The organism is Sphingobium sp. DN12, from assembly GCF_051058005.1.
Classification (GTDB): domain Bacteria; phylum Pseudomonadota; class Alphaproteobacteria; order Sphingomonadales; family Sphingomonadaceae; genus Sphingobium; species Sphingobium yanoikuyae.
Map to the genome: position 1 here is coordinate 531,612 of NZ_CP173717.1, position 20,379 is coordinate 551,990.

A 20,379-nucleotide genomic window follows, 5' to 3' on the forward strand; every position below is an offset into this window, starting at 1 on the left:
GGCGTTTAGACTGTTTGTTCCATCTGTTCACTTTATGTTCTCATATTGAGAGCGAGTCAACCCCTTGCGCAACGGGGTTTTGGGCGTTAAAGGCGCGCCCATTCCACATGGGAATCGACATATCCGGTGCCGGACGGGTCTTTGAGACCATCCAAGGTTCCTGATTCCCAGAGGTAGCAACCGGAAGGAGAAATGATTATGGCGACCCCCGTCGTCACCATGCAGCAATTGATCGAGGCTGGCGCCCACTTCGGCCACCAGACCCACCGCTGGAACCCGCGGATGAAGCCGTACATCTTCGGCGACCGCAACGGCATCCACATCCTTGACCTGTCGCAGACCGTGCCGCTCTTCGCGCGCGCCCTCGACTTCGTGTCGGCCACCGTCGCCGGCGGCGGCAAGGTTCTGTTCGTCGGCACCAAGCGCCAGGCCCAGGATCCGATCGCCGAAGCCGCCCGCAAGTCGGGTCAGCACTTCGTCAACCACCGCTGGCTGGGCGGCATGCTCACCAACTGGAAGACCATTTCGGGCTCGATCAAGCGCCTGAAGACCCTCGAAGAGAAGCTGTCGGGCGATACCCACGGCTTCACCAAGAAGGAAGTCCTCCAGATGACCCGCGAGCGCGAGAAGCTGGAACTGTCGCTGGGCGGCATTCGCGACATGAACGGCATCCCCGATGTCATGTTCGTGATCGACGCCAACAAGGAAGAGCTGGCGATCAAGGAAGCCAACACCCTGGGTATCCCGGTTGTCGCCATCCTCGACTCGAACGTCTCGCCCGACGGCATCGCCTTCCCGGTTCCGGCGAACGATGACGCCAGCCGCGCCATCCGCCTCTACTGCGACGCCGTCGCCGCCGCCGCCACCAAGGGCAACCGTGGTGCGCAGCAGGCTTCGGGCATCGACCTGGGCGCTCTGGACGAGCCGCTGGCTGAAGAAGTCGTCGCCGAAGCCTAAGCGCGTCGCACGACTGCAAAGTTGACAGGCTAGGGCGCGCTCCAGAAGGAACGCGCCCTAGTGCTTATCTAAGACCTGCTTATTTAACCCCTTTTGATTTAGGAGCCTCAACATGGCCGAGATTACCGCTGCCGCCGTCAAGGAACTGCGCGACCGTTCGGGCGCGGGCATGATGGATTGCAAGAAGGCCCTCACCGAAGCCAATGGCGACATCGAAGCGGCGACCGACTGGCTGCGCGCCAAGGGTCTGGCTGCTGCCCAGAAGAAGTCGAGCCGCACCGCTGCTGAAGGCCTGGTCGGCGTTGCCGTTGCCGGCACCAAGGGCGTTGCCGTCGAAGTGAACAGCGAAACCGACTTCGTTGCCAAGAACGACCAGTTCCAGGACTTCGTTCGCACCGTGTCGACCGTTGCGCTGGAATCGGGCGCGGCTGACGCCGAAGCCCTGTCGGCCCAGCCGCACCCCGCCGGCGGCACCATCGCCGAAAAGCTGGTCGCCAACATCGCCACCATCGGCGAAAACCAGAATCTGCGTCGCGTCGCCCATGTCGAAGTGACCGAAGGCGTCGTCGTGCCCTACGTCCACAACGCCGCTGCGCCCGGCCTCGGCAAGATCGGCGTGCTCGTCGCGCTCGAAGGCGATGCCCCCGCCGACGTTCTGGAGCCGCTGGGCAAGCAGCTGGCCATGCACATCGCCGCTGCCTTCCCGCTGGCCCTGTCGGCTGACGACATCGATCCGGCCCTGCTGGAGCGTGAGCGCGCGATCGCCGCTGAAAAGGCTGCCGAATCGGGCAAGCCCGCCGAAATCGTCGCCAAGATGGTCGACGGCGCGGTTGCCAAGTTCGCCAAGGAGCAGGCCCTGCTCTCGCAGCTGTTCGTGATGGACAACAAGACCCCGATCGCCGACGTCGTCGCCAAGGCGGCCAAGGATGCCGGCAAGTCGATCTCGCTCAAGTCCTATGTCCGCTTCCAGCTGGGCGAAGGCATCGAGAAGGAAGTCAGCGACTTCGCCGCCGAAGTGGCTGCTGCCGCCGGCGCCTGATCGCCGATCGAGCGACAAGCAAAAGGGAAGGGGCGTCCTGCGGGGCGCCCTTTTTCTATGAGAGCATGGTGCGTTCGGCGGTCGGTGCCGGTCGGGCCGGGCACCATCGGTGCCGCTTTCTCCATGAAGAGGCTGGAGCGCACGACAAACGCCCCTTGGCATCGCGCTTTACCGCCTCTAATGTCCCGGCCGCTTCCCCTGCCAACCATCAAGGATTCTTGCCCCACATGACCCGGCCAGCCTTCAAACGCATCCTGCTGAAATTGTCGGGCGAGGTGCTGATGGGGTCCGGCCAGTTCGGCATCGATCCCGAGACCGTCGATCGCGTCGCTGGCGAAATCGCCGCCGCGAAGGATGCGGGCTTCGAACTGTGCGTGGTCGTGGGTGGCGGCAACATCTTCCGCGGCCTTGCCGGCGCGGCCAAGGGCTTCGACCGCACCAGCGCCGACTATATGGGCATGCTGGCGACCGTGATGAACGCGCTGGCGGTGCAGAATGCGCTGGAAAAGATCGGCTGCGACACCCGCGTCCAGTCGGCCATTCCGATGGCGTCGGTGTGTGAACCCTATATCCGGCGCAAGGCCGTGCGCCATATGGAGAAGGGCCGGATCGTGATCTTCGCGGCGGGCACCGGCAATCCCTTCTTCACCACCGATACCACCGCAGCCCTGCGCGCGGCGGAAATGAACTGCGACGCGCTGTTCAAGGGCACCAGTGTCGATGGCATCTATGACGCCGATCCCAAGAAGGTGGCGGATGCCACCCGCTATGAGGCGATCAGCTTCGACCAGGTGCTCACCGACAATCTCAAGGTCATGGACGCCAGCGCGATCGCGCTGTGCCGTGAAAATCATATTCCCATCGTCGTCTTCAACATCCGCGAGGAAGGCAACCTGGCCAAGGTGCTGGCGGGTGAAGGCACCGCGACGATCGTGCAAAATCAGGAGCGCTAATAATGGCCCAGTATAACAAGTCCGACCTCGAACGCCGCATGGCCGGCGCAATCGAAGCGCTGAAGGGCGATCTCACCGGTCTGCGCACCGGCCGCGCCAATGTGCAGCTGCTCGATCCCGTCATGGTCACCGTCTATGGCGCCAACATGCCGCTGAACCAGGTCGCCACCGTGTCGGCGCCCGAGCCGCGCATGCTGTCGGTCCAGGTGTGGGACAAGGCCAATGTCGGCCCCTGCGACAAGGCGATCCGCTCGGCGGGCCTGGGCCTCAACCCGATTGTCGACGGCCAGACGCTGCGCCTGCCGATCCCGGACCTCACCGAGGAACGCCGCAAGGAACTGGCCAAGCTCGCCAGCAAATATGCCGAAGGCGCGCGCGTCGCCGTCCGCAACGTCCGTCGCGACGGCATGGACAGCCTGAAGACCGACGAGAAGAAGGGCGAGATCAGCGAAGACGAGCGCAAGCGTCTGGAAACCGAAGTCCAGAAGCTGACCGACGCCACCATCGTGGATATCGACGCGGCCGCTTCGGCCAAGGAAAAGGAAATCCTCGGCCAGTAAGCCGGGGCTTTTCTTTCGCGGCCAAAGCACGCATTCCTATCTGATGGCCACACAAGCCAAGCCCGATCTTACCAGCGCTGCGCCTGCCCATGGTGCGCGTCATGTCGCCATCATCATGGACGGCAATGGCCGCTGGGCGAAGAAGCGGCTGTTGCCGCGCATCGCCGGCCATCGCGCCGGGGTGGAGGCGGTGCGCCGCGTCGCCCGCGCGGCGCAGGATATGGGCCTTGAATGCCTGACGCTCTACGCCTTCTCTTCGGAGAACTGGAAGCGTCCGGCGACCGAGGTGTCCGACCTGATGGGGCTGCTGCGCCATTTCATCCAGTCGGATATCGACGAATTCCATGCCAATGGCGTGCGGCTGCGGGTGATCGGCAACTACAAGGCGCTGGAGCCTGGCCTGGTCGACCTGATCGAAAGCGCGATGGCGCGCACCGCCGCCAACACTGGCCCGGTGATCGCGATCGCGCTCAACTATGGCGCGCAGGACGAGATGGTGCGCGCGGCGCAGCGTCTGGCGCAGCGGGTGGCGAGCGGTGAATTGTCGGCCGAGAATATCGGTATCGAGGCGATCGATGCCGAACTCTACACCGCGGACCTGCCGCCGCTCGACCTGCTGATCCGCACATCGGGCGAACAGCGGCTCAGCAATTTCATGCTGTGGCAGGTGGCTTATGCCGAACTCTATTTTACCGATATGCTCTGGCCCGATTTCGATGGCCGGGCATTGGCGCAGGCGCTCGACGCCTTCCGCATGAGGGACCGCCGTTTCGGCGGACTGTGAGTAACATGTCGAGTGAATTGCGGACCCGCACGATCGTTGGCCTTGGCCTGATCGCCATGGCTGTGGGCGCGCTGGTTTTTGGCGGTTTCGTCTTCTGGATGCTGCTGTCGATCGCCGGTGTGCTGATGATGGGCGAATGGGGCATGCTGACCGGCGCCTCGTCCGATCAGCGCAAGATGGCGATGTATGCCGTCTCGGTGCCGCTGGCGATCCTCTGCCCGGTGGCGGCGGGCGTGTCCTGGCTCGGTTTCGGCCTGATGATGGCCTCCTTCTTCTTCGTGCTGATCACCAGCCGCGCGATCAAGCTGGCGCTCGGCATTCTCTATATCTGCCTGCCGGTGATGGCGCTGCTGTTCTTGCGCGGGCAGGCGCCCGACAGCCATGGCCTGCTGCTGGCCTTCTGGGCGCTCGGCCTGGTCTGGGCCACCGATATCGGCGCCTATTTTGCTGGCCGCTCGATCGGCGGGCCCAAGCTGGCGCCGCGGGTCAGCCCGTCCAAGACCTGGTCGGGGCTGGGTGGTGGCGTGCTGGCGGCCCTGCTCACCGGCTTCCTTCTCTATCGTTTTGCCGACCTGCCGATCCAGCTGGCGGCGGCGAGCGGCCTGCTCGCCGTGGCGGCGCAGCTTGGCGATCTGCTCGAAAGCGCGATGAAGCGCCGCGCCGGCGTCAAGGACAGCAGCAATCTCCTGCCCGGCCATGGCGGGGTGATGGACCGGCTCGACGGCGTGGTGGCAGCCGCGCCGCTCGCCGCCTTGCTCTATCTGGTCCTGGCGGGCGCCTGATGCGCAGCGTTTCCGTCTTCGGCGCCACCGGATCGGTCGGCATGTCGACGCTGGACCTGATCCAGCGCGAACCCGATGCCTATGAAGTCATCGCCCTGACCGCCAATCGCGATGTCGCCGGCCTCGCCGCCGCCGCGCGCGCGGTCGGTGCGAAGATTGCCGTGGTCGCGGACGAAGCCCAATATGGCGCGCTCAAGGACGCGCTCGCCGGATCGGGTGTCGAGGCGGCGGCGGGCGAGGGCGCGCTGGTCGATGCCGCAGCGGCGGGGGCCGACTGGACCATGGCCGCGATCGTCGGCTGCGCGGGCCTCAAGCCCACCATCGCCGCGCTGCAGGCCGGCGGCACGGTGGCGCTGGCCAACAAGGAGTCGCTGGTGTCGGCCGGCGCGCTGATGATGCAGGCGGCGACCGCATCGGGGGCGACGCTGCTGCCGGTGGACAGCGAGCATAATGCGATCTTCCAGTGCCTGGCGGGCAGCAGCCTGGACGATGTCGCGCGCATCATCCTGACCGCGAGCGGCGGACCGTTCCGGACGCTCGGCTATGAGGAGATGCGCGCCATCACCCCGGCGCAGGCGGTGGCCCATCCCAACTGGTCGATGGGCGCGAAGATCAGCGTGGACAGCGCGACGATGATGAACAAGGGGCTGGAACTGATCGAGGCGGCCCATCTCTTCCCGGTCGGGCTCGACCGGATCGAGATATTGGTCCACCCGCAATCGGTCATCCATTCGATGGTCGAATATCGCGACCGGTCCACTTTGGCACAGCTCGGCTCGCCCGACATGCGCATCCCGATCGCCCATGCGCTGGCCTGGCCGGCGCGGATCGCCACACCCTGCCAGCCGCTCGACCTGGCCCGGATCGGCCGTCTGGACTTCGAAGCGCCCGACGACCGGCGTTTCCCCGCGCTGCGCCTGGCGCGCGCGGCGGCGCAGGCCGGCGACGCATCGGCCGCCATCCTCAACGCCGCCAACGAGGTCGCCGTGGCGGCCTTTCTGGCCGGCCGCATCGGCTTCCTTGATATCGCCATGATTGTGGAGGATGTTCTCAACCGCTATAGCGCGCCGATGCCTGCCTGCATGGATGATGTCCTGCACGCCGACGCAACGGCACGGGTTATGGCGGGTGATGTGATGGAAAGATTGACGGTTTGATCCACAATCCCGGTTTCCTGTTGACCATCTTGGCTTTCGTGGCGGTCATCGGGCCGCTCGTCTTCGTGCATGAACTGGGTCATTATCTGGTCGGACGCTGGTGCGGGGTGAAGGCGGAGGCCTTTTCGATCGGCTTCGGCCCGGAAATCGCCGCCTGGGTGGACAGGCGCGGCACGCGCTGGCGGCTCGCGGCGCTGCCGCTGGGCGGCTATGTCCGCTTCAAGGGCGACATGAACGCGGCCAGCCAGACCGATCCCAAATGGCTGGAAATGTCGGCGCAGGATCGCGCCGAAAGCTTCCCGGCCAAGCCGCTGTGGCAGCGCGCGGCGATCGTCGCCGCCGGCCCGGCGATCAATTTCCTCTTCGCCATCCTGATACTCGCCGCCTTCGCCTTCCTGCATGGCGAAAGCCGGACCCCGGCGATCGCTGGCATGGTCCAGCCCGGCAGCGCCGCTGCCATGGCCGGCATCCAGCCGGGCGATCGCATCGTCTCGCTCAATGGTCGGGCGATGAGCACCTTCGATGACATTCGCCTTTATGCGCAGATTCGGCCCGGCGAACCGGTGACGATCCTGCTCGATCGCAAGGGGCGGGTGATCGAGAAGCAGGGTCATGTCGGCGCGGTCAGCGAAGATGACGGCTTTGGCAACAAATTCCGCATCGGGCGGCTGGGCATCGCGCCGGGCGAACCGGTGATCGAACCGGTCAGCCTGCTGCGCGCGCCCGTGGTGGCGATCGAGCGCACCGGCCAGATCATCCGCACCATGGTGGAGACGCTGGGCCAGGTGATCGGCGGCGACCGTTCGGTCAAGGAACTGGGCGGGCCGCTCAAGATCGCACAGGTATCGGGGCAGGCGGCGACGCTGGGGCTGGAGAGCTTCATCTTCTTCATCGCCCTCATCTCGATTAACTTGGGGTTCATCAACCTCTTGCCAATTCCCATGCTGGATGGCGGTCATCTGCTTTTCTATGGGGTGGAGGCAGTGCAGCGGCGGCCGGTGAGCCCGCAGGTGCAGGATTGGGCCTATCGGTCGGGTCTGGCGCTGCTGATGACGGTCATGTTGCTGGTGACCTTCAACGATTTGTCGTCTTTCGGATTGTGGGAGCGGCTGTCCGGCTTGATCGGCTGAGCCGCATCGGGCAGGGAAGGCGCGGTTCGGCGCCGTCTATTTCTGGCGAAACAGTTTTTTACTTTTTTGAGGTGAGCGGGTGACAGCGATGAACAGCAGCAAGGGCCAGCGTCCGATCATCGCGGCCCTGTTGGCCACGACGATGATTGCGGGCCTGTCGGCCGTGCCGGCGATGGCCCAGAATGCGGCCCCGGCAGCACCGGCGGCTGCGCCGATCGCGGCGTCCACGGCCAATACGCCCGAAGGCACGATCCGCAGCATCACCGTGACCGGCACCCAGCGTCTGGAGCAGGACACGGTCATGTCCTACACCAAGCTGCGCGTGGGCCAGGCCTTCAGCCAGGAATCGCTCGATCAGGCGCTGCGCGACCTGTATGAGACCGAACTCTTCGCCGACGTCCAGATCCGCAACGATGGCGGCGCGCTGACCGTCGAGGTGAAGGAAAACCCCGTCATCAACCGTATCGTCCTTGAAGGTAATAAGCGCCTGAAGGACGACAAGATCCGTCCCGAAATAAAACTGGCGCCGCGCCAGATCTATACCCGCTCCAAGGTCCGTGCCGACGTCGCCCGCATCGTCGAGCTGTATCGCCGCCAGGGCCGCTTCGCCGCGACGATCGAGCCGAAGATGGTCCAGCTGGACCAGAACCGCGTCGACATCGTGTTCGAAATCTCGGAAGGGCCCAAGTCCAAGGTCCGCCAGATCAACATCATCGGCAACGAGAAGTTCAAGGACGGCGAACTGCGCGGCCAGATGGTGACCAAGCAGTCGCGCTGGTTCCGCATCTTCTCCTCGGGCACCAGCTATGACCCGGATCGCCTGGCCTATGACCAGCAGAAGCTGCGCCAATTCTACCTGACCGAAGGCTATGCCGATTTCCGCGTGATCTCGGCCGTCGCGGAACTGACGCCTGACAAGCAGGACTTCATCATCACTTATGTGGTCGAGGAAGGGGATCGCTACAAGTTTGGCGACGTGAAGGTCGAGAGCGACATTCGCGACCTGTCGGGCGATGCGCTGACCCGCCGCCTGCCGATGAAGAAGGGCGACTGGTACAACGCCAAGCAGGTCGAGGACACGGTCGACACGCTGAGCGAAACCGCCGGCCTGTTCGGCTATGCTTTTGCCCAGGTCGAACCCGACTTCAACCGGTCGAAGGACGACCTGACGATGGGGATCAACTTCCGCATCGCCAACGCCCCGCGCGTCTATGTCGAGCGCGTCGACATCAACGGCAACACGCTGACCCAGGACAAGGTCGTTCGCCGCGAGTTCCGCCTGGCCGAAGGCGACGCCTTCAACAGCTTCCTGGTCAAGCGTTCGAAGGACCGCATCAACTCGCTCGGCTTCTTCCAGGAGAAGCTGGACATCGAGCAGAAGCCCGGCTCGGCGCCCGACCGCATCGTGCTGGAAACCAACGTCCAGGAAAAGTCGACCGGCGAACTCTCGCTCTCGGCCGGCTATTCCTCGCTCGAACGCTTCATCATCTCGGCGTCGATCACCCAGCGCAACTTCCGGGGCAAGGGCCAGGAACTGCGCACCTCGGTCAATTATTCGGCTTATTCCAAGTCGGTCGAAGTGGGCTTCACCGAGCCCTATTTCATGGACAAGAATATCGCGCTGGGCGGCGACATCTATCGCCGCGACCTCAACAGCTTCCGTTATCTCAGCAATAACGACCGCGACACCACCTATGAACAGACCACGACCGGCTTCCAGCTGCGTGCCGGCGTGCCGATCACCGAATATGTGTCGCTGGCGCTGCGCTACACGCTGAACTTCGACGACGTGACGCTGGACAAGGACACCTATTATACCGACGGCGTCTGCGACCCGCTGCTGGCCGGCCGCTATCTCTGCGACGCCATCGGCAAGCGCACCACCTCGTCGATCGGCTACTCGCTGATCTACGATACCCGCGACAACCGCATCCGTCCGACCCGTGGCCAGACCGTCACGCTCAGCCAGGATTTCGCGGGTCTGGGCGGCGACGTCCGCTACATCCGCACCCGCGCCAATGCCGCCAAATATTGGGGCCTGGGCGGCGGCTTCATCTTCTCGCTGTCGGGCGAGGGCGGCTATATCCACAGCCTCCAGGGCACGCGCTATGACGCCACCGGCGCCGAAGTCGACCCGATCCGCCTGACCGATCGCTTCTTCCTGGGCGAACCGCAGATGCGCGGCTTCGACATTCGCGGCGTTGGTCCGCGCGTGAAGCGTTATTATCTGGTTTCGCAGACCAATGATGACGGTTCCACCAGCTATGTTCGCCAGACCGGCAACAATAATGTGTCGGATGACGCGCTGGGTGGCCGCGTCTATTATATGGCCCGCGCCGAAATGGAGATTCCGCTGGGTTCGGGTGCCCGTGAAATGGGCCTGCGTCCGTCGATCTTCGCGGATGTCGGCGCCGTTGCCGGCCTGAAGAATCCCGGCACCATCAACTTTGCGGGCTATTGCTCCGACTCCACCGGTTCGCTGAGCACCGTCCGTGCGACCGGCACGGCTGCCAGCCCGGTCTGCCCTGTTGGCTATGACACCAAGAGCGGCATGTTCGAGGAAGATTATCTGGGCGACACGCTGAAACCGCGTCTGTCCGTGGGCTTTGGTGTCAACTGGAACTCGCCCTTCGGGCCGTTCCGCATCGACATCGCCAAGGCCCTGCTCAAGGAACCAGGGGACGACAACAAACTCATCACCTTCAACGTAGGGACTCAATTCTGATGAAGACGTTTATCAAGGCTCTGGCGCTCGGTATCGCGCCTGTCACCGCCATCGCTCTGACCGCCGCGCCAGCCGCTGCCCAGTCGAAGCAGGGCATCGCCGTCGTCGATCTGCAGCGCGCGGTTGCCACCAGCGCCGCCTATTCGACCGCCCGTACCCAGATCCAGACCACCTACAAGGCGCAGATCGACAGCTTCACCGCGCGCAAGACCGCGATCGACACCGATCTGAAGACCAAGGGCGACGCCCTGCAGGCGGCGCTGAAGGCGGCCGGCGGCAAGCCGACCCCGGCGATCGAAACCCAGTATCAGCAGTTCCAGCAGTCGCAGCAGACCGCGCAGGCCGAACTGCAGCGCCTGGGTCAGCCGATCGCGCTCGCCAATGCCTATGTCGAGGAACAGATCACCGCCAAGCTGTCGGACGCGCTGAAGGCCGCCATGACCAAGGCGAAGGTTGACCTGGTCCTGTCGCCCGACGCGACCGTGTCCTATCAGCCGACCGTCGACATCACGGCCGCGGTCGTGACCGAACTCAACACGCTGGTGCCCAGCGTCGGCATCACCCCGCCCGCCGGCTGGCAGCCGGGCGGTCGTCAGGGCCAGGCTGCGGCCCCGGCCGCTGCCGCTCCGGCCCCCGCCAACCCGGCGCAGGCGCCCAAGTCGCGCTGATAAGATGACCGGAGAGGTTGATAACAAGGAAGCCCGTGGCCCGATGGATATCCGTCGGGTCATGGCTGCCCTGCCGCATCGCTACCCGATGCTGCTGGTTGACCGCGTGGCGTCGCTGGTGCCGAGCCAGTCGATCCACGCGATCAAGGCGGTGTCGATGAACGAGCCCTTCTTCCAGGGTCATTTCCCCGGCCGGCCGATCATGCCGGGCGTGCTGATCGTCGAGGCCATGGCCCAGGCGGCCGGCGTGCTGGTGGTCGATTCGCTGGGGCTCGCGGATTCGGGCAAGCTCGTCTATTTCATGAGCATCGACGGTGCGAAGTTCCGGACCCCGGTGGAGCCGGGCTGCCTGCTCGACCTGCATGTCGAAGTGACGCAGATGCGCGGCGCGGTCTGCAAGTTCGCGGGTCGTGCGCTGATCGACGGCAAGCTGGCGGCAGAAGCCAATTTCGTCGCGATGATCGCCGATCCGCCCAAGGACTGAGCGAAGGCACATCCTTTTCCTTGCTTTGGCGCGCCGAAAACGCTAACGGCGCGCCTTCGCATTTTATCGCATCCATAGCCGGTCGGAACCGGCACACACACGGAGCAAGACGCCATGAAGGCCGATACCCACCCCGATTACCACTTCATCACCGTCCAGATGACCGACGGCACCACCTTCCAGACCCGCTCGACCTGGGGCAAGGAAGGCGACACGATGGCGCTCGACATCGACCCCAAGTCGCACCCGGCCTGGACCGGTGGCAACCGCCAGCTGGACACCGGTGGCCAGGTTGCGCGCTTCAACAAGCGCTTTGGCGGCCTGACGCTGAAGAAGTAATCGGCCTTTCACAGGCACGATATCGAAAGGGCGCCCCACCGGGCGCCCTTTTTTTGTTCCTCCCCGCTGGCGGGGAGGGGGACCATGCGCAGCATGGTGGAGGGTCTGGGCTGATAGGCAAAAAAAAGGGCCTCCAGCTAAAAGCTGGAGGCCGAGGTTCAGGGGAGGATCAGCGGCGACAGAGGGGGATCTGCAAGGGGATGCCGCTGACAAGGAATGATCTAACCCGCAAATGCTGCGGGCGAATGTCCCGATTATTACCGAGGCCGATCGGTGCTGAAATGTCGGGACAAGGCCATGTTTCTCCCCTCCCTTCCAGGGAGGGGCCGGGGGTAGGTGCGCTGCGTCAGCGGCGGGAGGATGCTCGCTGCACTCGCTACCCACCCCAACCCCTCCCTGGGAGGGAGGGGCGGTAATTGTCTGCTGTGTAATAGGCCCTTGGTCAGGCGCTGGCGCGATCCGCGTCGAGGAACGCCGCCACATCGTCCAGCACGACATCCTTCGACAGGAAGGTCAGGCCGATGCCGCGCGCCAGCAGGAAGGGCAGGGTGCCCGCCGCCATTTTCTTGTCGTGCAGCATATGTGCCACCAGCGCCGCGCCGTCGGCCGTCACATGGGCGCTGGCCAGGTCATGGGGCAGGCCGATCGCCTTCAGATGCGCGGTGACCCGTTCCGCGTCCGATGCCCTGCACAGGCCAAGCCGCGCCGAATAGCGGAAGGCGAGCGCCATGCCGGCGGCCACGCCCTCGCCATGGAGCAGCGTGTCGGAAAAGCCGGTATCGGCCTCCAGCGCATGGCCGAAGGTGTGGCCAAGGTTCAGCAGTGCCCGGCGGCCGGTCGTCTCGCGCTCATCATCGGCAACGATCGCCGCCTTGGCGCGCACGCTCCGCTCGATCGCATAGGTGCGGGCTTCCGCGTCGCCGGCCAGCAGCCGGTCGGCATTGGCTTCGCACCAGGCAAAGAAGTCGGGATCGTCGATCAGGCCATATTTGACCACCTCGGCATAGCCGGCGCGGGTTTCGCGCAGCGGCAGGCTGTCGAGCACCGACGGGTCGATCAGCACCAGGCTGGGTTGGTAGAAGCTGCCGATCAGATTCTTGCCGGCGCGCGCGTTGATCGCGGTCTTGCCGCCGACCGAGCTGTCGACCTGCGCCAGCAGGGTGGTGGGCAGCTGCACGAAATGGCAGCCGCGCTTCAGGATGGACGACGCAAAGCCGACCAGGTCGCCGATCACGCCGCCGCCCAGCGCGATCACATGGTCGCCACGCTCGATCTCCAGCGCCAGCAGCGCGTCGAGCAGCTCCTCCAGATGGCGCCAGCTCTTGGTCTGTTCGCCCGCCGGCAGGATGATCGGTTCGATGACGATATTGGCGCGGCGCAGGCTGGCGTCGAGCCGGGGCAGTTGCGCCGCCGCGACATGGGTGTCGGTGACGACGACCAGCCGCCCGCCACGGGCATAGCGCGCCAGATGGTCGGCCGCACGGTCGAGCGCGCCCTGTTCGATGACGATGTCATAGCTGCGCGCGCCCAGCGCGACGGGGACTAGTGCCATGCGGATAGCTGCTCCAGGATGCGGTCGACGGCGACCTCGTGCGGCGCGGCGATGCTCTTCACATGGATTGGCGCCAGCGCGTAGATGGGGTTGCGGACCGCCGCCAGCTCGGTCAGCACGATGCGCGGGTCGCGATCCTTCAGCAGCGGGCGCCCTTCGCGGCGGGACACGCGATCGACCAGCACCTCGATATCGGCATCCAGCCAGATGGTGGTGGCATGGTCCAGGATCAGCGCGCGGGTCTCGTCCTGCATGAAGGCGCCGCCCCCGGTCGCGATCACCTTGGGCACGCCGTCCATCAGCCGGGCGATCACCCGGCGCTCGCCATCGCGGAAATGGGCCTCGCCATAGCGGGCGAAAATCTCGCTCACGCTCATGCCGGCGGCCCGCTCAATCTCTTCATCGGCATCGACGAAGCTCAGGCCCAGGCGCGCGGCAAGGCGCCGGCCGACGGTGGATTTGCCCACGCCCATCATGCCGATCAGCACGATCGGGCCGCGCTTGGCTTTGCTCTCCGGGAATTTGCTGTTTCGCTGCATGGCGAGGGGGGCTATACAGCCAGCCGTCGCTGAGGCAAACGCAACTTTCCCCTGTCGTCCGGCAAACATCGCCGGGCCAGCCGCAGAAGAGACCATGAAGAATAATCGTTCCCTGAGCAGTTTCGAAGGCGGTTCGCGCCGTCGCACCCGTCTGCCGATCCTTCCGATCGCGGCGGTGTTGGTTCTTGTCCTGCTGATCGGCGTGCTCTGGTCGCGCGGTGGCGAACAGCCGCAACAGCCCGTCGAGAAGGTCATCCCGGCCGAGAAACTGGGTCAGTAAGCCGCATGAGCCGCCTGCGGGGGAATGCGAAATGGGCGCTGGGCAGCTTTGCGCTCGCCCTGGCGCTGCCGGTCGTCGCGCAGCAGGCGCCCGAATCGCTGCTGCCGCCCGGCTTTGGTGATCCGGCCCCGGCGCCGACCCCCACGCCCGCGCAGCCGGCCCGTCCGGCATCGCCCGCACCGGTCGTCCCGACCGTGCCGGTCACGCCGTCGCCGTCGGGCGAAATCGTCCAGCCGCTCGACCTGTCGGTCGCCAATGCGGTGGAGAATGCCGCCGAGGCGATGAGCGCGGACGAACTGGCCGCCGAAAAGGCCAAATATGACCTGCCGCAGAGCGCGCGCCGCTCACTCGACCGCATCGGCCCGCTGACGCCGGCCACGCGCGGCATGGAACCCGACGCCTTCGGCGCGGAATATGGCCCCTATCTCGCCACGCTAATGAAGCAGACCCATGCGCCGATCCTGTCGCGCTGGGCCTCCATCCTGCTGCGGCGCGCGCTGCTCAGCGCGACCGACACGCCGCGCGGCATCAATGGCGCCGACTGGGCGGCCGAGCGCGCCTGGCTGCTGCTGCGCATGGGCGAGGCGGACAGCGCCCGGCTGCTGGTGCAGAGCGTCGACCCCGACAAATATACGCCGCGCCTCTACGCGATCGCGATGCAGACCTATCTGGCGACCGCCGATCCGGCGGGCCTGTGCCCGCTGTCGGCGGGCGCGCTGCGCACCAGCAAGGAACCGGGCTGGGACATGACGCGGGCGATCTGCCCGGCGCTGTCGGGCGATCAGGGTTCCGCCAGCGCCGCGCTCAACCAGGCCCAGCGCAAGGGCGTGGTGCGCGGCATCGATTATCGCCTGGCCGAAAAGATGGTCGGCGCGGGCTTCAATGCGCGCCGTTCGGTCAAGATCGAATGGGACGGCGTCGATGGCCTCACCGCCTGGCGCTATGGCCTGGCGACGGCGCTCAACGTGCCGATCCCCGACGACATGTTCGGTAGCGTCGGCCCGCACGTCCGTGCTTGGGAAGCCCGCGCGCCGGCGCTGACCGCCGTGCGCCGCCTGCCGGGCAGCGAAGTCGCGGCGCGACTGGGCGTCTTCTCCAGCGAGGCGCTGGTCAATTTCTATGCCGAGCTGGGCAGCGAAGGCGATCTTGCGTCCGATCTGGCCGATCGCGTCGATGCGCTGCGCAATGCCTATTCCGGCCCGACTGCGGGTGCCCGCATCCAGGCGATGCAGACGTTGTGGCGCGACAATGGCGCGCCCGATTATGTCGGCCTGATCGCCACGGCCCGCGCCGCGGCCGCACTGCCGGTGTCGCAGGCCGATGCGCGCGATGCTGCCAATCTGGTCGCGGCGATGCTGACCGCCGGCTATGATCGCAATGCGGCCCGCTGGGCGCAGGCGATCGGCCAGATCGATGGCGATGGCGCGCAGGATTTCTGGGCCTTGCTCGCGGTCGGCGCGCCCAGCACGGTCGTCGACAGCGGCAGCAGTCGCATCTCCAGCTATGTCGGCGAAGCCGGCCCTGAAAAGGGACGGATGCTGATCGCCGCGCTGGCGGGCCTGTCGCGCCTGTCGGCCAATGATGCAGCCGCGCTGGCGCAGGATAATGGCTTCACCCTGGCCGCCAACAGCCGCTGGGCGCGAGCGATCGACGCCGCGTCGCAGCGGGGCGAGAAGGCGACCGTGGCGTTGCTCGCTGCCGTTGGCATGCAGGGGCGCGACTGGCATCGCCTGCCGGCCGGCCATCTCTATCATGTGGTGGCGGCGCTGCATCGCGTCGGGCTGGACCCGGAGGCGCGGATGATCGCGGCCGAGGCCCTGACCCGCCTGTCCTGACCCGGTCCGGGGCGATGAATGACGACGCCGTCCTGATCGACCGCTTCCTCGAAATGATGGCGGCGGAACGAGGCGCGTCGCGCAACACGCTGCTTGCCTATCGCACCGACCTTCAGGGCGCCGGGGAGATTGTCGGCGGGCTTGCCGCCGCCAGCCAGGATGCGCTCGGCGGCCTCGCCGGCGAATGGGCGCCGCTCGCGGCCTCCACCGTCGCGCGCAAGGCGTCCGCGCTGCGCGCTTTCTACGCCTTTCTGGAGGAGGAGGGGCTGCGCGCCGACAATCCCGGCGCGGCATTGCCCCGGCCGGTCACGCGCCGGCCGCTGCCCAAGATATTGTCGTCGCAGGAGGTCGATTCGCTTTTTGCCCTGATCGCGCAGCGGGTGGAGACGGACCATCCCGCGCCGCTCGATCTGCGGCTCTCGGCGCTGATCGAACTTCTCTATGGCTCGGGCCTGCGCGCGACCGAGCTGGTTTCGCTGCCGCGCAAGGCGCTGGCGGTCGATCGCCCCTTCCTCATCATCAAGGGCAAGGGGGCGCGCGAGCGGCTGGTGCCGATCTCCGACCGCGCCCGTGCCGCCGTTGCGACCTGGCTCACCCATGTGCCGGCGGACAGCCCCTGGCTTTTCCCCTCGGGCAAGAGTCATGTCAGCCGCATCCGCCTCTATCAGCTGGTGAAGCAACTGGCCGCGGCGGCCGGCATCGCGCCCGAACGGGTCAGCCCCCATGTGCTGCGCCATGCCTTCGCCACCCATTTGCTGGAGGGCGGGGCGGACCTGCGCGCGCTGCAATCCATGCTGGGCCATGCGGATATCGGCACGACGCAAATCTATACCCATGTCGATAGCCGCCGGCTGGTCGAACTGGTCAACAGCCGGCACCCGCTGGCCGGCATGCAAGCCAGGATCGCGCATCCCCGCGTTGACGGCGACGCGTCCGCGCCTTAACGCCATCCGCCATGGTAAGCTTTCTCGAATTTGAAAAGCCGGTCGCAGAGCTGGAAGCCCGCATCATCGAACTGCGCCAGACGGCCTCCGTCGGCGACATCGACATTAGTGGCGAGATCAACACGCTGGAACAGCGTGCCGACAAGATGCTGTCGGACATCTATGCCAAGCTGACGCCCTGGCAGAAGACGCAGGTGGCCCGCCACCCCGAACGCCCGCACTTCAAGGATTATGTCGCGGGCATGTTCGACAATTTCATGCCGCTGGCCGGCGACCGCGCCTTTGCCGACGATCAGGCGATCATCGGCGGCTTCGCGACGCTGGGCGAGCGCAAGGTCATGGTCATCGGCCATGAAAAGGGCGACGACACTGCCAGCCGCGTCCGTCACAATTTCGGCATGGCCAAGCCCGAAGGCTATCGCAAGGCGATCCGCCTGATGGAACTGGCCGACCGGTTCGGCCTGCCGGTCGTCACTTTGGTCGATACCTCGGGCGCCTTTCCCGGCGTTCAGGCCGAAGAACGTGGCCAGGCCGAAGCCATTGCCCGTTCGACGGAAGCCTGTCTGGCGCTCGGCGTCCCCATGGTCGCGGCCGTGGTGGGTGAGGGCGGCTCGGGCGGCGCAGTGGCGCTGGCCGCGGCCAATCGCGTGCTGATGTTCGAACATGCCGTCTATTCGGTGATCTCGCCCGAAGGCTGCGCCTCGATCCTGTGGCGCACCGCCGACAAGGCCAGCGACGCGGCGACCGCGATGCAGGTCACGGCGCAGCATCTCAAGGGCCTGGGCGTGATCGACCGTATCGTCGTCGAGCCGGTGGGCGGCGCCCATCGTGAGCCGGTGCAGGCGATCGCCAATCTGGGCGCAGCCATTGGCGAGGAACTGGACGCGCTGTCCGGCCTCGAACCGCAGGCGCTGCGCACCGATCGCGCCGACAAGTTCCTGGCCATCGGTATCTGACGTCAATTTCCCGGAACAGCATCCTGTCCTCGCTCGTTACGGCACGGTAACAGGGGCAGGGTGTCAAGGATGGGAATGGAATGAATCGGACATGGTTGTCGGCTGGCCTTGGCGTCGGCCTGATCGTCGCGGGCGTGGCGCCGGCGGTGCTGGGGCAGCAGCGGGCGATTCGCACCGTCTCCTCGATCAGCGCGCAGGACAAGGCATCGGGTGCCAAGCAGCATCCCGAACTGCTCAAGGAATTTGGCGGCGCCTATGTCGGGCCGCAGGCGCGCTATGTGGAGACGGTCGGACGCCGCATCGCGGTCCAGTCGGGCCTCTCCAACGCGCAGGGCGATTTCACCGTCACCCTGCTCAACTCCCCGGTCAACAACGCTTTCGCCATCCCCGGCGGCTATGTCTATGTCACGCGCCAGTTGATGGCGCTGATGAATGACGAGGCGCAACTGGCCGGCGTGCTGGGCCATGAAGTCGGCCATGTCGCCGCCCAGCATGGCCAGCGGCGCCAGCAGGCGGCGCAGCGCAACGCGATCGGCGGCGCGCTGCTGCAGGTGCTGACCGGTGCCCTGCTGGGCGATTCGGCGCTGGGCGGGGTGCTGCAGCAGGGGATCGGCACCGGCAGCCAGCTTCTGACCCTCAAATTCTCGCGCAGCCAGGAATATGAGGCGGACGATCTGGGCATCCGCTACCTCGCCTCGGCCGGCTATGATCCCCGTGCGCTGTCGGACATGCTCGCCTCGCTCGCGGCGCAGACCAGTCTGGACCAGCGTGTGTCGGGCGACGCGCGCTCCATGCCCGAATGGGCCAGCACCCATCCCGATCCGGGCGAACGCGTCGATCGGGCGGCGCAGATGGCCTCGCGCACCGGCGCGACCAGCACGCTGCGCAACCGCGATGCCTTCCTGACGGCGCTCAATGGCGTCCTCTATGGCGATGATCCCAAGCAGGGCGTGATCGACGGCAGCCGCTTCCGCCATCCCGACCTGCGCCTGTCCTTCACCGCGCCCTCGGGCTTCGGCATGGAAAATGGCGCGGACGCGGTCAGCATCACCGGTTCGGGCGGTCAGGCGCAGTTCGGCGGCATGGCCTATAATGGCAATTTGTCGACCTATATCGATTCGGTGCTCAAGCGACTCGCGGGTAATGCTGGCGCGCCGCCGGCGGGTGAGGTGCAGCGCACAACGATCAACGGCCTGCCGGCCGCCTGGCGCACGGTGCGCGCCAGCACCAAGTCGGGTCAGATCGACGCCACCGTCTTCGCTTATGATTTCGGCGGCGGAAAGGCCTATCATTTCCTGCTGCTGACCCCGGCGGGCAAGGGTATCGGCCCGTTCGACTCGATGGTCCGTTCGGTCCAGCGCCTGTCGGCGCAGGAGGCGGCGGCGATCAAGCCGCGCCGGGTCAATCTGGTGACCGTCAAGGCGGGCGACACCGTCCAGTCGCTTGGCCGCCGCATGGCCTATAGCGATTATCCGCTGGAGCGCTTCCTGGTGCTGAACGCCCTCAACGAACGCTCCGTGCTGAAACCGGGCGATCGGGTGAAGATCGTCACCTGGTAAGATTCGGCAGATTCCAGGCAAAGAAAAAGGGCGGCGGAATTGCTTCCGCCGCCCTTTTCTAACATCGGTTTCGAGCTTACTTCAGGTTGCCCGAAACGTTGTTGAAGGTGCTGCCCAGCTTCGAGCCCAGGCTGGTCATGGCGCCGATGGCGGCCACGGCGATCAGAGCGGCGATCAGGCCGTATTCGATGGCGGTCGCGCCCTTTTCGTTCTTCAGCATCTTGCGAATGAACTGCATGTGATGTCTCCTTGACAAACGTTACGTTAAACTACCCGGCCGCCCCGCTTTGGATTAGGTCAGCGAAGACCTGTCTAGTTTGGCTCGGTTGAGAAAAGTTTAATGCGGAAAGTGGCGTGTCAGAATTTATTGGTTAATGCTTGGTAACTTCTTCGGCGACATTGTTCCACATGCCGGTGGTTCGTGTCGCGACATTGTTCAGCGCCGCGATCATAGCCAGCACAACCATGGCGATGATCAGGCCATATTCGACGGCGGTTGCCCCCCGCTCACATCGCGAAAGCGCGGATTTCGTGACGAATTCGATGATCGCGCGCATATGACCCCGCTTGGCTACAGACACTCCACAATTCGTGTGTAAAGCAGCCACGGTTAACAAAGCCCTCGCAAGGGAGCGTTATGCAGAGTTTTACCCCGTTTCTGGTCGTCGCTGTCGCCCTGATTGATGCCGATGGGCGCGTTCTGGTGCAGCAACGGCCACCCGGAAAGCCGATGGCGGACCTGTGGGAGTTCCCCGGTGGCAAAGTCGAGCCGGGCGAAACGCCCGAGGCGGCGCTGGTGCGCGAACTGGAGGAGGAACTGGGGATCCGCACCCATGAAAGCTGCCTGGCGCCCGCGACCTTCGCCAGCGCGCCGCTGGAGAATAAGCATCTGCTGCTGTTGCTCTATGTCTGCCGCAAATGGGAAGGGATGCCCGAAGCGCGCCATGCCACCGCGCTGCAATGGGTGCGGCCCGCGCAAATGTATGCGCTCGACATGCCACCGGCCGACCTGCCGCTGATCGGCATTCTCGACGCGCTCATCTGACGGGAAATCCGGCTCTGCACCGATGGTGCAAGGTTAGGCCATAAAGGGCAGGGGAAGGGCGATGCGCGCCTTCCCCCGCAGCCTGTAAACG

The 20,379-nt window shown here is 65.6% G+C and carries 22 protein-coding genes; 18 read left to right on the forward strand and 4 right to left on the reverse strand.

Features of this window, described 5'->3' with window-relative positions:
• The first annotated feature begins 198 nt into the window (after window positions 1-198).
• The 12 genes from rpsB to rpmE all read left to right on the forward strand — a co-directional run bounded on the left by rpsB (window position 199) and on the right by rpmE (window position 11,578).
• On the forward strand, window positions 199-957 hold the full coding sequence (gene rpsB / locus ACI6S0_RS02590; RefSeq protein ID WP_188082431.1) for a 30S ribosomal protein S2: 759 nt from the start codon (window positions 199-201) through the stop codon (window positions 955-957).
• A 112-nt stretch (window positions 958-1,069) separates the two neighbouring features.
• Window positions 1,070-1,996 carry a translation elongation factor Ts gene (gene tsf, locus ACI6S0_RS02595; RefSeq protein ID WP_010337470.1) on the forward strand — a complete coding sequence of 309 codons (927 nt, stop codon included), beginning with the start codon at window positions 1,070-1,072 and terminating at the stop codon, window positions 1,994-1,996.
• Window positions 1,997-2,223: 227 nt separating this feature from the next.
• Window positions 2,224-2,949 carry a UMP kinase gene (pyrH, locus tag ACI6S0_RS02600; protein WP_004211175.1) on the forward strand — a complete coding sequence of 242 codons (726 nt, stop codon included), beginning with the start codon at window positions 2,224-2,226 and terminating at the stop codon, window positions 2,947-2,949.
• A 2-nt stretch (window positions 2,950-2,951) separates the two neighbouring features.
• The gene (gene frr, locus ACI6S0_RS02605; RefSeq protein ID WP_004211176.1) at window positions 2,952-3,509 is read left to right on the forward strand and encodes a ribosome recycling factor; all 558 of its coding nucleotides are present in this window, start codon (window positions 2,952-2,954) and stop codon (window positions 3,507-3,509) included.
• A gap of 43 nt (window positions 3,510-3,552) precedes the next feature.
• Window positions 3,553-4,293 carry an isoprenyl transferase gene (locus ACI6S0_RS02610; protein ID WP_434404841.1) on the forward strand — a complete coding sequence of 247 codons (741 nt, stop codon included), beginning with the start codon at window positions 3,553-3,555 and terminating at the stop codon, window positions 4,291-4,293.
• Between the two features lie 5 nt (window positions 4,294-4,298).
• Complete coding sequence (locus tag ACI6S0_RS02615) at window positions 4,299-5,075, forward strand: phosphatidate cytidylyltransferase (RefSeq protein WP_004211179.1); 777 nt, start codon at window positions 4,299-4,301, stop codon at window positions 5,073-5,075.
• Entirely contained in the window at window positions 5,075-6,232 is a 1,158-nt protein-coding gene (locus ACI6S0_RS02620; protein WP_434404843.1) for a 1-deoxy-D-xylulose-5-phosphate reductoisomerase, read from the forward strand. The genes ACI6S0_RS02615 and ACI6S0_RS02620 overlap by 1 nt, the downstream gene beginning before the upstream one ends.
• A complete protein-coding gene (rseP, locus tag ACI6S0_RS02625; protein ID WP_434404844.1) occupies window positions 6,229-7,362 on the forward strand; it encodes an RIP metalloprotease RseP in 1,134 nt (377 codons plus the stop codon). Before ACI6S0_RS02620 ends, rseP begins: the two co-directional genes overlap by 4 nt.
• A gap of 88 nt (window positions 7,363-7,450) precedes the next feature.
• Window positions 7,451-10,087: an outer membrane protein assembly factor BamA gene (gene bamA, locus ACI6S0_RS02630; protein WP_313392674.1), complete on the forward strand. Its 2,637-nt coding sequence runs from the start codon at window positions 7,451-7,453 to the stop codon at window positions 10,085-10,087.
• Window positions 10,087-10,755 (forward strand): OmpH family outer membrane protein, encoded by a 669-nt coding sequence (locus ACI6S0_RS02635; protein WP_004211184.1) that lies wholly within the window; start codon window positions 10,087-10,089, stop codon window positions 10,753-10,755. The genes bamA and ACI6S0_RS02635 overlap by 1 nt, the downstream gene beginning before the upstream one ends.
• A 4-nt stretch (window positions 10,756-10,759) precedes the next feature.
• Complete coding sequence (fabZ, locus tag ACI6S0_RS02640; protein WP_004211185.1) at window positions 10,760-11,239, forward strand: 3-hydroxyacyl-ACP dehydratase FabZ; 480 nt, start codon at window positions 10,760-10,762, stop codon at window positions 11,237-11,239.
• Window positions 11,240-11,353: 114 nt separating this feature from the next.
• Window positions 11,354-11,578, forward strand: a complete 225-nt coding sequence (gene rpmE / locus ACI6S0_RS02645) for a 50S ribosomal protein L31 (RefSeq protein ID WP_004211187.1) — start codon at window positions 11,354-11,356, stop codon at window positions 11,576-11,578.
• A gap of 442 nt (window positions 11,579-12,020) precedes the next feature.
• Here rpmE and aroB read toward each other — a convergent pair whose 3' ends face one another.
• Together aroB and ACI6S0_RS02655 are read right to left on the reverse strand one after the other, a co-directional pair.
• The gene (gene aroB / locus ACI6S0_RS02650) at window positions 12,021-13,130 is read right to left on the reverse strand and encodes a 3-dehydroquinate synthase (protein ID WP_434404845.1); all 1,110 of its coding nucleotides are present in this window, start codon (window positions 13,128-13,130) and stop codon (window positions 12,021-12,023) included.
• Entirely contained in the window at window positions 13,121-13,669 is a 549-nt protein-coding gene (locus ACI6S0_RS02655) for a shikimate kinase (RefSeq protein WP_004211191.1), read from the reverse strand. The genes aroB and ACI6S0_RS02655 overlap by 10 nt, the downstream gene beginning before the upstream one ends.
• A gap of 94 nt (window positions 13,670-13,763) precedes the next feature.
• Between ACI6S0_RS02655 and ACI6S0_RS02660 the strand changes: the two genes are divergently transcribed.
• From ACI6S0_RS02660 to ACI6S0_RS02680, 5 genes are all read left to right on the forward strand, one after another.
• A complete protein-coding gene (locus tag ACI6S0_RS02660) occupies window positions 13,764-13,949 on the forward strand; it encodes a hypothetical protein (RefSeq protein WP_004211192.1) in 186 nt (61 codons plus the stop codon).
• A gap of 5 nt (window positions 13,950-13,954) precedes the next feature.
• Window positions 13,955-15,784, forward strand: a complete 1,830-nt coding sequence (locus tag ACI6S0_RS02665; RefSeq protein WP_434404847.1) for a hypothetical protein — start codon at window positions 13,955-13,957, stop codon at window positions 15,782-15,784.
• 14 nt (window positions 15,785-15,798) lie between these two features.
• A complete protein-coding gene (locus ACI6S0_RS02670; RefSeq protein WP_434404848.1) occupies window positions 15,799-16,728 on the forward strand; it encodes a tyrosine recombinase in 930 nt (309 codons plus the stop codon).
• Window positions 16,729-16,739: 11 nt separating this feature from the next.
• Window positions 16,740-17,684, forward strand: coding sequence for an acetyl-CoA carboxylase carboxyltransferase subunit alpha (locus tag ACI6S0_RS02675; protein WP_004211198.1), 945 nt, complete (start codon window positions 16,740-16,742; stop codon window positions 17,682-17,684).
• Window positions 17,685-17,764: 80 nt separating this feature from the next.
• Window positions 17,765-19,243 carry a M48 family metalloprotease gene (locus ACI6S0_RS02680; protein WP_434404849.1) on the forward strand — a complete coding sequence of 493 codons (1,479 nt, stop codon included), beginning with the start codon at window positions 17,765-17,767 and terminating at the stop codon, window positions 19,241-19,243.
• Between the two features lie 76 nt (window positions 19,244-19,319).
• Here the strand turns inward: ACI6S0_RS02680 and ACI6S0_RS02685 are convergent, their stop codons facing one another.
• Entirely contained in the window at window positions 19,320-19,481 is a 162-nt protein-coding gene (locus ACI6S0_RS02685) for a Flp family type IVb pilin (RefSeq protein ID WP_004211201.1), read from the reverse strand.
• Between the two features lie 133 nt (window positions 19,482-19,614).
• Window positions 19,615-19,800 (reverse strand): Flp family type IVb pilin, encoded by a 186-nt coding sequence (locus tag ACI6S0_RS02690; protein ID WP_037518206.1) that lies wholly within the window; start codon window positions 19,798-19,800, stop codon window positions 19,615-19,617.
• Window positions 19,801-19,880: 80 nt separating this feature from the next.
• Between ACI6S0_RS02690 and ACI6S0_RS02695 the strand changes: the two genes are divergently transcribed.
• The gene (locus ACI6S0_RS02695; protein WP_099230855.1) at window positions 19,881-20,288 is read left to right on the forward strand and encodes a (deoxy)nucleoside triphosphate pyrophosphohydrolase; all 408 of its coding nucleotides are present in this window, start codon (window positions 19,881-19,883) and stop codon (window positions 20,286-20,288) included.
• Window positions 20,289-20,379: the final 91 nt, after the last annotated feature.

What these genes read in the sequence shown, in the direction of transcription:
- rpsB (WP_188082431.1), top strand. Translation starts at nt 199, where the DNA reads ATGGCGACCCCCGTCGTCACCATGCAGCAATTGATCGAGGCTGGCGCC.
- tsf (WP_010337470.1), top strand. Translation starts at nt 1,070, where the DNA reads ATGGCCGAGATTACCGCTGCCGCCGTCAAGGAACTGCGCGACCGTTCG.
- pyrH (WP_004211175.1), top strand. Translation starts at nt 2,224, where the DNA reads ATGACCCGGCCAGCCTTCAAACGCATCCTGCTGAAATTGTCGGGCGAG.
- frr (WP_004211176.1), top strand. Translation starts at nt 2,952, where the DNA reads ATGGCCCAGTATAACAAGTCCGACCTCGAACGCCGCATGGCCGGCGCA.
- ACI6S0_RS02610 (WP_434404841.1), top strand. Translation starts at nt 3,553, where the DNA reads ATGGCCACACAAGCCAAGCCCGATCTTACCAGCGCTGCGCCTGCCCAT.
- ACI6S0_RS02615 (WP_004211179.1), top strand. Translation starts at nt 4,299, where the DNA reads ATGTCGAGTGAATTGCGGACCCGCACGATCGTTGGCCTTGGCCTGATC.
- ACI6S0_RS02620 (WP_434404843.1), top strand. Translation starts at nt 5,075, where the DNA reads ATGCGCAGCGTTTCCGTCTTCGGCGCCACCGGATCGGTCGGCATGTCG.
- bamA (WP_313392674.1), top strand. Translation starts at nt 7,451, where the DNA reads ATGAACAGCAGCAAGGGCCAGCGTCCGATCATCGCGGCCCTGTTGGCC.
- ACI6S0_RS02635 (WP_004211184.1), top strand. Translation starts at nt 10,087, where the DNA reads ATGAAGACGTTTATCAAGGCTCTGGCGCTCGGTATCGCGCCTGTCACC.
- fabZ (WP_004211185.1), top strand. Translation starts at nt 10,760, where the DNA reads ATGACCGGAGAGGTTGATAACAAGGAAGCCCGTGGCCCGATGGATATC.
- rpmE (WP_004211187.1), top strand. Translation starts at nt 11,354, where the DNA reads ATGAAGGCCGATACCCACCCCGATTACCACTTCATCACCGTCCAGATG.
- aroB (WP_434404845.1), bottom strand. Translation starts at nt 13,130, where the DNA reads ATGGCACTAGTCCCCGTCGCGCTGGGCGCGCGCAGCTATGACATCGTC.
- ACI6S0_RS02655 (WP_004211191.1), bottom strand. Translation starts at nt 13,669, where the DNA reads ATGCAGCGAAACAGCAAATTCCCGGAGAGCAAAGCCAAGCGCGGCCCG.
- ACI6S0_RS02660 (WP_004211192.1), top strand. Translation starts at nt 13,764, where the DNA reads ATGAAGAATAATCGTTCCCTGAGCAGTTTCGAAGGCGGTTCGCGCCGT.
- ACI6S0_RS02665 (WP_434404847.1), top strand. Translation starts at nt 13,955, where the DNA reads ATGAGCCGCCTGCGGGGGAATGCGAAATGGGCGCTGGGCAGCTTTGCG.
- ACI6S0_RS02670 (WP_434404848.1), top strand. Translation starts at nt 15,799, where the DNA reads ATGAATGACGACGCCGTCCTGATCGACCGCTTCCTCGAAATGATGGCG.
- ACI6S0_RS02675 (WP_004211198.1), top strand. Translation starts at nt 16,740, where the DNA reads ATGGTAAGCTTTCTCGAATTTGAAAAGCCGGTCGCAGAGCTGGAAGCC.
- ACI6S0_RS02680 (WP_434404849.1), top strand. Translation starts at nt 17,765, where the DNA reads ATGAATCGGACATGGTTGTCGGCTGGCCTTGGCGTCGGCCTGATCGTC.
- ACI6S0_RS02685 (WP_004211201.1), bottom strand. Translation starts at nt 19,481, where the DNA reads ATGCAGTTCATTCGCAAGATGCTGAAGAACGAAAAGGGCGCGACCGCC.
- ACI6S0_RS02690 (WP_037518206.1), bottom strand. Translation starts at nt 19,800, where the DNA reads ATGCGCGCGATCATCGAATTCGTCACGAAATCCGCGCTTTCGCGATGT.
- ACI6S0_RS02695 (WP_099230855.1), top strand. Translation starts at nt 19,881, where the DNA reads ATGCAGAGTTTTACCCCGTTTCTGGTCGTCGCTGTCGCCCTGATTGAT.